The 11,688-nt window shown below is 53.3% G+C and carries 10 protein-coding genes; 8 read left to right on the top strand and 2 right to left on the bottom strand.

From position 1 onward, the window contains the following. The first annotated feature begins 81 nt into the window (after nucleotides 1-81). Nucleotides 82-1,092 carry a quinone-dependent dihydroorotate dehydrogenase gene (pyrD, locus tag LK04_RS11920; protein WP_039328970.1) on the top strand — a complete coding sequence of 337 codons (1,011 nt, stop codon included), beginning with the start codon at nucleotides 82-84 and terminating at the stop codon, nucleotides 1,090-1,092. Nucleotides 1,093-1,366: 274 nt separating this feature from the next. Next, entirely contained in the window at nucleotides 1,367-1,909 is a 543-nt protein-coding gene (locus LK04_RS11915; protein ID WP_039328969.1) for a cell division protein ZapC, read from the top strand. A gap of 4 nt (nucleotides 1,910-1,913) precedes the next feature. Here LK04_RS11915 and LK04_RS11910 read toward each other — a convergent pair whose 3' ends face one another. Continuing rightward, complete coding sequence (locus LK04_RS11910) at nucleotides 1,914-3,023, bottom strand: YcbX family protein (RefSeq protein ID WP_039328968.1); 1,110 nt, start codon at nucleotides 3,021-3,023, stop codon at nucleotides 1,914-1,916. A gap of 97 nt (nucleotides 3,024-3,120) precedes the next feature. Here LK04_RS11910 and rlmKL point away from each other — a divergent pair, with 97 nt between their 5' ends. The 6 genes from rlmKL to rmf all read left to right on the top strand — a co-directional run bounded on the left by rlmKL (nucleotide 3,121) and on the right by rmf (nucleotide 11,072). After that, nucleotides 3,121-5,238 carry a bifunctional 23S rRNA (guanine(2069)-N(7))-methyltransferase RlmK/23S rRNA (guanine(2445)-N(2))-methyltransferase RlmL gene (gene rlmKL / locus LK04_RS11905; RefSeq protein WP_039328967.1) on the top strand — a complete coding sequence of 706 codons (2,118 nt, stop codon included), beginning with the start codon at nucleotides 3,121-3,123 and terminating at the stop codon, nucleotides 5,236-5,238. A gap of 5 nt (nucleotides 5,239-5,243) precedes the next feature. Then, nucleotides 5,244-7,157 (top strand): ABC transporter ATP-binding protein, encoded by a 1,914-nt coding sequence (locus tag LK04_RS11900; RefSeq protein WP_039328966.1) that lies wholly within the window; start codon nucleotides 5,244-5,246, stop codon nucleotides 7,155-7,157. 16 nt (nucleotides 7,158-7,173) lie between these two features. Further along, nucleotides 7,174-8,457, top strand: a complete 1,284-nt coding sequence (gene pqiA, locus LK04_RS11895) for a membrane integrity-associated transporter subunit PqiA (protein WP_039328965.1) — start codon at nucleotides 7,174-7,176, stop codon at nucleotides 8,455-8,457. Further along, entirely contained in the window at nucleotides 8,429-10,072 is a 1,644-nt protein-coding gene (pqiB, locus tag LK04_RS11890; RefSeq protein ID WP_039328964.1) for an intermembrane transport protein PqiB, read from the top strand. Before pqiA ends, pqiB begins: the two co-directional genes overlap by 29 nt. Further along, a complete protein-coding gene (gene pqiC, locus LK04_RS11885; RefSeq protein ID WP_039328963.1) occupies nucleotides 10,069-10,635 on the top strand; it encodes a membrane integrity-associated transporter subunit PqiC in 567 nt (188 codons plus the stop codon). Before pqiB ends, pqiC begins: the two co-directional genes overlap by 4 nt. Nucleotides 10,636-10,904: 269 nt before the next feature. Further along, a complete protein-coding gene (rmf, locus tag LK04_RS20135; protein WP_007887362.1) occupies nucleotides 10,905-11,072 on the top strand; it encodes a ribosome modulation factor in 168 nt (55 codons plus the stop codon). 65 nt (nucleotides 11,073-11,137) lie between these two features. Here the strand turns inward: rmf and fabA are convergent, their stop codons facing one another. Further along, the gene (gene fabA / locus LK04_RS11880) at nucleotides 11,138-11,656 is read right to left on the bottom strand and encodes a bifunctional 3-hydroxydecanoyl-ACP dehydratase/trans-2-decenoyl-ACP isomerase (RefSeq protein ID WP_034820448.1); all 519 of its coding nucleotides are present in this window, start codon (nucleotides 11,654-11,656) and stop codon (nucleotides 11,138-11,140) included. Nucleotides 11,657-11,688 lie beyond the last annotated feature (32 nt).

Raw genomic sequence — 11,688 nt, 5'->3', positions numbered from 1 at the left:
TTGCGCCAGAGGCCTTTACCATTCTGGCGCACAAATTTGCGTGCACCCGACTTCCCTCGCTTCCGCCATTCAGGAGAGTGCATGTTATATCCTATCGTCCGGCCGGCGCTGTTTAAGCTCGATCCAGAGCGTGCGCACGAACTCACCTTGCAACAATTACGTTTTATCAGCGGTACCCCGCTGGAAGGGCTGATTCGCCAGTCGCTGCCGTCGCGCCCGGTCAGTTGCATGGGACTGACTTTCCCGAACGCGCTGGGCCTTGCCGCAGGGCTTGATAAGAATGCGGAGTGCATTGATGCTTTCGGCGCGATGGGCTTCGGTTTTGTAGAAGTGGGGACTGTCACGCCACGCCCACAACCGGGTAATGATAAGCCGCGTATGTTCCGCTTAGTGGAAGCGGAAGGAATTATTAACCGCATGGGCTTTAATAATCACGGTGTCGATCACCTGGTCGAGAACGTTAAAAAGGCGCGGTTTAAAGGTATCCTCGGTATCAATATTGGCAAAAATAAAGATACGCCAGTGGAGCAGGGTAAAGACGATTATCTGACCTGCATGGAGAAGGTGTATGCCCATGCCGGTTATATTGCCATCAATATTTCCTCACCGAACACACCGGGATTACGCACGCTGCAATATGGCGAAGCGCTGGACGATCTTCTGTCTGCGATCAAATTAAAACAAAAAGAACTGCAAGAACGGCAGCTTAAATATGTGCCAGTAGCGGTGAAGATCGCGCCGGATCTTTCAGAGGAAGAATTGATCCAGGTTGCCGACAGTTTGGTGCGCCATGAAATTGACGGCGTGATTGCGACAAATACCACACTCGATCGTGCATTGGTGACGGGCGTAAAATATGCTGACGAAATGGGGGGATTAAGTGGCCGTCCGGTGCAATCCCGCAGCACGGAAGTGATCCGCCGCCTGTCGCAGGAGCTCCAGGGCCGTTTGCCCATTATTGGTGTCGGTGGCATTGATTCGCTGGTTTCTGCACGTGAAAAAGTCGCAGCCGGTGCAACCTTGGTACAGATATACTCCGGTTTCATTTATAAAGGCCCAACGTTAATTAAAGATATCGTGACCCACCTCTAAGACATTTCTCACTTTCCCGCGCCGGGGGGTTTATTTATCCCTTCGGCTCGTTTATATTTTGTGCTGCTGATGCATTTTTCAGCTTTTCTTTAGCGTTATATACCCTAAATAATTCGAGTTGCAGGAAGACGGCAAGTGGGGGAATCCCCATGAGCTTACATCAGTAAGTGACTGGGGTGAGCACGCGCAGCCAACGCAACTGCGGTTAGAAGTATGACGGGTATATTTTAAAATTAAGCGCCGTTTAGCGCAGCGATAAACTACAGGGCACATCATGAAAATTAAACCTGATGACAACTGGCGTTGGTATTTCGACGCAGAGCATGACCGCATGATGCTGGATTTGGCAGACGGCATGTTATTTCGCTCGCGCTTCTCGCGTAAAATGCTGACGCCGGATGCCTTTAATGAAAGCGGTTTTTGCGTGGATGACGCCGCGTTGTATTTTACTTTTGAAGAACGTTGCCGTCAGAGTGGATTAAAAGGCGATCAACGTGCCGAATTAGTATTAAATGCCTTGGTCGCCAGCCGTTTTCTCAAACCTCTTATGCCGAAAAGCTGGCATTTCACCAGCCATGCGCAAAGCTGGCAGCCCGGTGCGGGCGATATGGTCGCCGTGACATTAGCGGACACCGGAGAGCGGGCGCAGTTGCTGGTGGTTGAGAGCGGTGAAAATGCGGCGCTGTGCCTGCTGGCACAAAATGCGTTATCGGTTGCCGGTAAAGGCATGCAGTTAGGCGATGCAATCAAGATCATGAACGATCGCCTGCATCCTCACCAGCAGGAACAAGCAGCCCACCTGGCGAGAGCTGTTTAAACGCTTACGCCAGTTCGATGTCACCTGCCGGAATACAGCTGCAGCTGAGAATGGTGCCATCTGCACGCACTGCACTTTTCTTCAGTGCTTTTACTTCGCCAGAGACCAGCGTTACCTTGCAACTGCCGCAAATCCCGGCACGACAGGAGTAAGGGATGCGAAAGCCCTGCATCTCCAACTGTTCCAGCAACACTTGCTGATTGTCACCGATAAACGCATTTCCCTGATAGCCAATGGTCACTTCAGCCTGGTTGCTGGCGGCCGGCTTCAGCGTTTCTACCACCTCACCTGGACCATAAGCTCGCGGCGTCTGTCGCTCAAGAATGGTGACGGCATCGCCCACCCGAATCACGCCGCTGTTCAGCGCGATGAGATTCAAGCCAAAATCGATATCGCCGCTGCCATCCTGGCCGCTGCGGAAGCGTTGCAACGTGGCCAATGGTTCGCCCTCAGGATGTTTACGTCCGCTTTCGGTGCCAACGGTGGTGAACACACAGCGGCTGCAGGGTTTGGGCATCTCAAAGGTGATATCGCCAATTTTGAGGGTCTTCCAGCTGTCTTCATCCCAGGCAGCGGCACCACTGACCACCAGATTAGGACGGAATTGCTCGACCCGAACGCTGGCGGGGCAGCGTTGCTGGAGATCCTGTAAAGACGACATATTCACCAGCAGGAAAGGAAAACCGTCAGCAAAACTAAGCGGCACGCTTTCAAAGCGTTTCACCCGGCGGGTTGGCGCGATTCCGGTCCAGCGCAACTGCACCGGGCGCGGGAAGAAACTGCTCAGCCACTGGTTAATCTCTGCAGGCGCGATATGTGAAGTGAAGGTATTGCCCCACACTTCAGTCGGTGCCTGCTGTGCGGTGAAATCGCTGAAGCGGATCAGCGCCTGGCTGCCATCGGGCGCATTGAGAAATAAGCCATCGGGTAACAGCGCTGGGGTAAAGCGAACCATTTCCGGATACTGCCGGGCGGTAATAAACGTCCCGTCTAACTCTGTCACCATAAAGATGCGATCAAACGCTAAACCGCTCTCCAGTACCTGTGCATGAGACAGTTGCAAACCGCGCATGGATTTGACCGGATGAATGTAGAGGCGAGAGAGCGTAATCATCAAAACTCCAACAAGACAAAAAGAAGCTAACTTTATGACATAGGACGCTGATTCGCTATAATGCGCAACAATTTTAGCAAGAGTAAAAAGTGACGATATGAATTCTCTGTTTGCCAGTACGGCGCGTGGGCTCGAAGAGCTGTTAAAAACTGAGCTGGACGCGCTGGGTGCGCAGGATTTGCAGGTGGTGCAGGGCGGCGTCCACTTCCGAGCCGACGACCGTGTGATGTACCAAAGCCTGCTGTGGAGCCGCCTGGCTTCGCGTATTTTGCTGCCGCTGGGAGAATTTGGCGTCTGGAGCGATCTCGATCTCTATGTTGGGGCGCAAAGTATCCCCTGGACCGAGATGTTCGACAGCAACACCAGTTTTGCGATCCACTTCAGCGGCACCAACGAAGTGATCCGCAACAGCCAGTTTGGTGCGTTGCGCATCAAAGACGCAATTGTAGATAGCTTTACGCGTCAGAACCTGGAACGTCCGAGCGTTGATCGTGAACAGCCGGGGATTCGTATTAATGCGTGGCTGAATAAAGATCGCGTGAGCATCGCCCTGGATCTCAGTGGCGATGCGCTGCATCAGCGTGGTTATCGCCAGCAAACCGGCCCGGCGCCGTTGAAAGAAACGCTGGCGGCCGCCATTGTGATGCGCTCCGGCTGGCAGAGCAGCACACCGCTGATCGATCCAATGTGTGGTTCCGGCACCTTACTGCTGGAAGCTGCGTTGATCGCCACCGATCGCGCGCCAGGCTTGTTGCGTACCCATTGGGGTTTCAATCGCTGGAAAAATCATAATCAAGCGGTCTGGCAGGAAGTGCACAGCGAAGCAAAAGAGCGTGCGCGCATCGGTACCTCTTCCGCGACTGCCCGTTTCTTTGGTTATGACAATGACAGCCGGGTGCTGGAATCTGCACGTGCTAACGCGCGTCGTGCAGGGGTGTTCGAACTATTTACCTTCGCGCAGCAGGATGTCATCAAGCTGAAAAATCCGCTGGCGGGTCAGGATGTGACGGGTACGGTGCTAAGCAACCCACCTTACGGTGAGCGTCTGGAAAGTGAACCAGCACTGATCGCCCTGCATAGTCTGCTTGGCCGTATTATGAAACAGCAATTTGGTGGCTGGAATCTGTCGCTGTTTAGCGCTTCCCCGGAACTGTTGAGCTGCCTGCAACTGCGCGCCGATCGCCAGTTCAAAGCGAAAAATGGCCCGCTGGAATGCGTGCAGAAAAACTACCAGCTGGCCGCCAACAGTGGTGAAGGTAGCGCACAGATCGCGGAAGACTTCGCCAACCGTCTGCGCAAAAACCTGAAGAAGCTGGAGAAGTGGGCGCGTCAATCCAACATCGAATGCTATCGCCTGTATGATGCCGACCTGCCAGAGTACAACGTGGCGGTTGACCGTTACGGTGAGTGGGTAGTGATTCAGGAATATGCTCCCCCTAAAACGGTCGATGCCAATAAAGCACGCCAGCGTCTGTTTGACGTCATCAGTGCGACCCTGAGCGTGCTGGAGATCCCCGCTAACCGTTTGGTGATGAAAACCCGTGAACGGCAGAAAGGGAAAAACCAGTATCAGAAATTAGGCGAGAAGGGTGACTTCTTCGAAGTTCAGGAGTTTGACGCGCGTCTGCTGGTGAATCTCACTGACTATCTGGATACCGGTCTGTTCCTCGACCACCGTCTGGCGCGTCAGATGCTGGGTAAAATGAGCGCGGGCAAAGATTTCCTTAACCTGTTTGCTTACACCGGCACGGCCAGTGTGCACGCCGGTTTGGGTGGGGCAAAAACCACCACCACCGTGGATATGTCACGCACCTATCTGGAGTGGGCTGAGCGTAACCTGCGTCTTAATGGCCTGACCGGACGCCAACACCGTTTAATGCACGCGGATTGCCTGAGCTGGCTGCGTGACAGTGACGAGCAGTTTGATTTGATCTTCATCGATCCGCCGACGTTCTCTAACTCCAAACGTATGGAAGAAGATTTCGACGTGCAGCGCGATCACATGATGCTGATGCAGAATCTGAAACGTCTGCTGCGTCGCGGTGGCACCATTATGTTCTCTAATAACAAGCGCGGCTTCAAAATGGATCTCGATGGCTTAGCCCGTCTTGGTCTGCAGGCGCAGGAAATTACCCAAAAAACGTTGTCGCAAGATTTTGCGCGCAATCGTCAAATTCACAACTGCTGGCTGGTTAGCCACGCCGGTAAGGAATAAGTTTTATGTCACTGATCAGTATCCATGGCGCTTACCTCTCTTTCAGCGATGCGCCGCTGTTGGATAACACCGAACTGCACATCGAAGAAGGCGAGCGCGTCTGTCTGGTCGGCCGTAACGGCGCAGGCAAATCCACGTTGATGAAAATCATCAATGGTGAACAACCGCTGGATGATGGCCGCATTATTTATGAGCAGGATTTGGTGGTCTCGCGCCTGCAACAGGACCCACCGCGTAACATTACCGGTTCGGTTTATGACTTCGTTGCTGAAGGTGTGGCGGAGCAGGCGGAGCACCTTAAGGCTTACCACGCGATTTCCCATCTGGTGATGGAAGATCCGAGCGAGAAAAACCTGAATGAGATGGGGCGACTGCAAACCATTCTGGATCACCAGAATCTGTGGCAGTTGGACAGCCGTATCAACGACGTCTTGCAGCAGATTGGTTTAGAGGCGGATACCGAGCTTTCTTCACTCTCCGGCGGATGGCTGCGTAAAGCGGCGCTTGGCCGTGCGCTGGTCAGCAATCCGCGCGTGTTGATGCTCGACGAACCGACTAACCACCTCGATATCGAAACCATCGACTGGTTGGAGACGTTCCTCAAAACCTTTACCGGCAGCATCGTGTTTATTTCGCATGACCGTTCATTCATTCGCAATATGGCGACGCGTATTGTCGATCTCGATCGCGGCAAACTGGTCTCCTGGCCAGGTGACTACGACCAGTTCCTGTTGGGTAAAGAAGAAGCGCTGCGTGTGGAAGAGATGCAGAACGCTGAGTTTGACCGCAAGCTGGCGCAGGAAGAAGTGTGGATCCGTCAGGGCATCAAAGCGCGTCGTACCCGTAACGAAGGCCGTGTGCGTGCTTTGAAGGCGCTGCGTCGTGAACGCTCTGAGCGCCGCGATGTGATGGGCAAAGCCAATATGCAGGTCGGCGAAGCCGCGCGCTCAGGTAAAATTGTCTTCGAGCTGGAGAACGTCAATTACAGCGTAGAGGGCAAAACGCTGGTGCGTGACTTCTCTACTCAGGTGCAGCGCGGTGATAAAATTGCGCTTATCGGTCCGAACGGCTGCGGTAAAACCACTTTACTGCGCCTGATGCTGGATCAGCTCAAGGCCGATAGCGGCCGCGTGCATTGTGGCACCAAGTTAGAAATTGCTTACTTTGACCAGCATCGTGCTGAGCTGGACCCGGATCGTACCGTGATGGATAACCTCGCGGAAGGTAAACAGGAAGTGATGGTTAACGGTAAGCCGCGTCACGTGCTGGGTTATCTTCAGGACTTCCTGTTCCATCCGAAACGTGCGATGACGCCGGTGCGTGCCTTGTCTGGCGGTGAGCGTAATCGCCTGTTGCTGGCGCGTCTGTTCCTTAAGCCAAGCAACCTGCTGATTCTTGATGAACCGACCAACGACCTCGACGTGGAAACGCTGGAGTTGTTGGAAGAGCTGGTGGATGGCTATCAGGGCACCGTGATGCTGGTCAGCCATGACCGTCAATTCGTGGATAACACCGTCACTGAGTGCTGGATCTTTGAAGGTAATGGTGAGATCGGTGCCTTTGTCGGCGGCTACCATGATGCGCAGTTGCAGCGGAGTGCTTACAAACAGACTAAATCGTCTGCGGTGAAAAGCGCTTCTCCAGCGGCAAAACCGGCCGAAAAAACCGATGCGTCCAAACGTAGCGCAGGCAAGCTAAGCTATAACCTGACGCGTGAACTGGAACAGCTACCGCAAAAACTGGAGCAACTGGAAACACGTATCGGTGAATTGCAGGCGAAAATGAGCCATCCGGACTTTTTCAGCCAGCCACACGATAAGACCCAGCCTGTCCTGGATGCATTAGCGCAAACCGAACAAGAGCTGGAAGTGGCGTTTGAGCGCTGGGAAGAGTTAGAAGCGTTGAAAAACGGCGCGTAACACAGAGGAAGTCAGCATGTGTGCAACGGATCAGGCGCATCAGTGGATACTCTGTCCACAATGTGATTTAACCGTGAAACTGCCTGCCGTGCCGGTGGGCAGCCGCGCGCGTTGTCCACGTTGTCACACCACGCTCACCGCTAACTGGCATGAGCCGCGCAAACGCCCAACCGGGTACGCTTGCGCGGCACTCTTTATGCTGGTGCTGGCGAATCTTTTTCCTTTCATCAACATGCATGTTGCGGGTTTGAGCAGCCAGATTTCGCTGCTCGAAATTCCTCAAGTGATGGACCGCGAAGACTATCGCAGCCTGGCCACGCTGTTCATGCTGTTTGTGCAGGGCATTCCGGCTTTCTGCATGATCACCATTATTTTGCTGGTCAATCGGGTACGTATGCCGCATAGCCTCAGGCTGGGGCTGGCACGTATTCTTTTCCAGCTGCGTAGCTGGGGCATGGCCGAAATCTTTATGGCTGGTGTGCTGGTGAGTTTCGTCAAGCTGATGGCATATGGCGATATTGGTCTGGGCAGTAGCTTCTGGCCGTGGTGCCTGTTTTGTGTCTTGCAACTGCGCGCTTTTCAGTGTGTTGATCGCCGTTGGGTATGGCAGCGCATCGATCCTCTTCCTCCACTACCCATCGTCCCAATGGCGGGGATCAGTGGCCTGAAGCAGGGACTACGCAGTTGCCCTTGTTGTACTGCGATATTATCCACTGCGCAGGGGGAGTGCCCACGTTGTGGCGTAGTCGCGCCAGCTCGGCGGAAACACAGTTTGCAATGGACGCTGGCGCTGCTGATCACCTCAGTGATGCTCTACATCCCCTCGAATATTATGCCGATCATGGTGACCGAAACGCTGGGTTCACAATATCCCTCGAACATAATGGCCGGTGTGATTCTGCTGTGGAGTGATGGCTCATGGCCGGTAGCGCTGGTGATCTTTGTAGCCAGTATTATGGTGCCGACATTGAAAATGTTGGCGATTGCCTGGCTTTGCTGGCACGCCAGCGGACGCGGGCAGCGCGATGACGAAAAAATGCACCTGATTTATGAGGTGGTGGAATTTGTTGGCCGCTGGTCAATGATCGATGTGTTTGTGATCGCCATTCTCTCCGCGTTGGTGCGGATGGGACGGTTGATGAGTGTTTATCCTGCGCCAGGCGCGCTACTGTTTGCGATGGTGGTGATTCTCACCATGTTTGCAGCCATGACCTTTGATCCGCGCCTGATTTGGGATCGACTACGGGAAACTGAACGTAAGGAGCCGCGTCTTGACGGACAACCATCACGGGACTGCTGAGGTAGACCAGATTAAACGCTGGTCACCGGTATGGATCGTACCTATCGTCACGCTATTAATTGGTGGCTGGATCCTGTTTTATCATTTTAGCCATCAGGGCCCGGAAGTGACGTTGATCACCGAGAGCGCTGAAGGCATCGAGGCCGGAAAAACCACCATTAAAAGCCGCAGCGTTAACGTCGGTGTGGTGGAAAGTGCGGTGTTGACGGATGATCTGCACCATGTGGAGATCAAGGCACGCCTCAATTCAGGTATGGAAAAACTGTTGCATGGCGACAGCGTGTTCTGGGTGGTGAAACCACAAATTGGACGCGAAGGGATTACGGGTCTTGGCACTTTGCTGTCAGGTGCCTATATCGAACTTCAGCCGGGGACTAAAGGCGACCAACCTGAACGTTATCAGCTACTTGATGCGCCTCCGCTGGCTCCACCAGATGCCAAAGGTATTCGCGTGACGCTGGATAGCAAAAAGGCCGGTCAGCTTAATGCAGGCGATCCGGTGCTGTTCCGGGGTTATCGTGTCGGTACGGTTGAGACCAGTACCTTTGATACCGAAAAGCGCATGATGACCTATCAGCTGTTTATCGCTGCACCTTATGATCGTCTTGTCACTACCAATGTGCGCTTCTGGAAAGACAGCGGCATTGCCGTCGATATGTCGGCATCGGGCATGCGGGTTGAAATGGGATCGTTGACCACGCTGTTTAGCGGCGGTGTCAGTTTTGACGTGCCAGATGGTGCGGAACTGGGGCAGGTTGCCGACAACAAAGCGGAATACCATCTGTTTGACGATCAACGCAGTATCCAGGATTCACTCTACACTCAGCACACCGATTTCCTGCTGTTCTTCACCGATTCGATTCGTGGCCTGCAGGTGGGTGCTCCGGTTGAGTTCCGCGGTATTCGTCTGGGAACCGTTTCTCAAGTGCCTTACACCATTCCGGGTGTGAATCAGGCGTTGAACACGGATTATCGTGTGCCAGTATTGATTCGCATCGAACCCGATCGTTTTATCAGTCGACTGGGTGGTGATTTCAATCTTGAGCAGCATCTGCAGGATGGTAAGAAGCGCGGCCTGCGCGCCACGCTGAAAACTGGTAACCTGCTGTCAGGTGCGCTGTTTGTGGATTTGGATTTCTACGACAATGCGCCGGCGTACAAAGGGCCGAACGAAGTCGCGGGTCTGGAAGTGATCCCAACCGTCAGCGGTGGGCTGAGTCAGATTCAACAGAAGTTGGTCGCCGCGCTGGATAAGATCAACGCGCTTCCTCTCAATCCGTTACTTGAGCAGGCCACCGGAACGTTGAAAGAGAGCCAGCGTACGATGCAGCATATGCAGAAAACGCTGGATAACCTGAATCAAATCACTGCCAGCCCGGCGATGAAAAAGTTACCTGAGGATATGCAGCAAACCTTGCGTGAGCTGAATCGCAGCATGAAAGGGCTGCAACCGGGATCGCCCGCTTACAACAAGCTGGTGGGGGATATGCAGCGATTGGATCAGGTACTTCGTGAACTGCAGCCGGTACTCAAAACGCTCAATACCAAGAGCAACGCGCTGGTGTTTGAAGCTAAACCGGGCGAGGATCCGCAGCCAAAGAGGGCGAAACAGTGAGAAAAGGGCTGATTATGGGCGCGCTGCTGCTGCTGGCAGGGTGCAGCAGCACCATCGAAAACACCTATTACCAGCTGCCTTCGGGCAGCAATATGGCTCGGGTGGACAGCGCATCCAGTGGCAACCAGCCGATGATTTGGGTCGAGCAGGTTACGGTGCCCGATTACATGGCGGGCAATGGGTTGGTATATCAAACCAGCGATGTGAAATATGTGATTGCCGCCAATAACTTGTGGGCCAGCCCGCTTGACCAGCAACTGCAACAAACGCTGGTGACAAACTTAAGTAAAGCACTGCCGGGGCGCCTCGTCTCCGGTTCACCGCTCGGTGATACCCACGATACGTTGTCCGTTAATGTCACTGGATTCCAGGGTCGTTATGATGGTCAGGTGGTGGTCAGCGGCGAGTGGCTACTGCAACATCAAGGGCGACTAATCAAACATGGCTTTAATCTGACGCTGCCGCAATCGGAAGATGGTTATGATGCTTTAGTCCGTACTCTGGCTCTCGGTTGGCAGCAAACGGCGCAACAAATCGCAAATAGTGTCATTTCTCTAAATTAAGATTTGTTCGATGCTTATGCTAAGTCCTTGATTTGCTGTTGTGTGATCGCAGTCAAATCAGGGGCTTTTTTTATTGTCGAATCAGCCAGATATACAGGGAATTGACAATTATATATGTCGATTTAACGGCGAAATGATGACATTGGCGTGAATTTTGCGCATTGACCTTTCTTCTGCTTGGGGTTAGAACATTACTGTGGTTGAACATTAAAACACCACTCTTTCTTTCCACCCAGATTCCACCAGACCTGAAATGAGGGAAACGAGGCATGAAGAGACAGAAGAGAGACCGCCTGGAACGTGCACATTCAAGAGGCTATCAAGCCGGGATTACGGGGCGCTCAAAAGAGATATGCCCTTATCAAATGATCGATGCGCGGTCTTACTGGTTGGGAGGTTGGCGTCAGGCCATGGAGGACAGGTCGGCGGTGGCCTAGCACTGTCGAATGTCTATCAATAAGGAAGAAACCTCCGCTGCGTGCGGAGGTTTTCGTTTGGGAGATTAGAAAGCAGAGGTGTCTTTAAACAGGCCCACTTTCAAATCGGTCGCGGTATAAATCAGGTTACCGTCGACAAACACTTCACCGTCAGCCACGCCCATCACCAGTTTACGGTTGATTACGCGCTTGAAGTGAATTTTGTAGGTCACTTTTTTCGCCGTTGGCAGAACCTGGCCAGTGAATTTCACTTCACCCACGCCCAGTGCACGGCCTTTACCTTCGGCACCCAGCCAACCAAGGTAGAAGCCAACCAACTGCCACATGGCATCGAGGCCGAGGCAGCCAGGCATTACCGGGTCGCCTTTGAAGTGGCAATCGAAGAACCACAGGTCAGGGCGGATATCCAGTTCGGCTTCCACAAAACCTTTGTCAAATTTACCGCCGTCTTCGGTCATCATGACCACGCGGTCCATCATCAACATGTTATCAGAGGGAAGCGGCGGTCCATTTTCGCCAAACAGTTCGCCGCGACCTGAGGCAACCAGGTCTTCTTTGCTATAGGATTCGCGTTTATCTACCATGTTCTCAATATGCCTTCTTTTAGTGAAGCCCG

This window comes from Pantoea vagans (assembly GCF_001506165.1).
GTDB classification, from domain to species: Bacteria; Pseudomonadota; Gammaproteobacteria; order Enterobacterales; family Enterobacteriaceae; genus Pantoea; species Pantoea vagans_C.
This window is presented reverse-complemented; position numbering and strand designations above follow the sequence as displayed.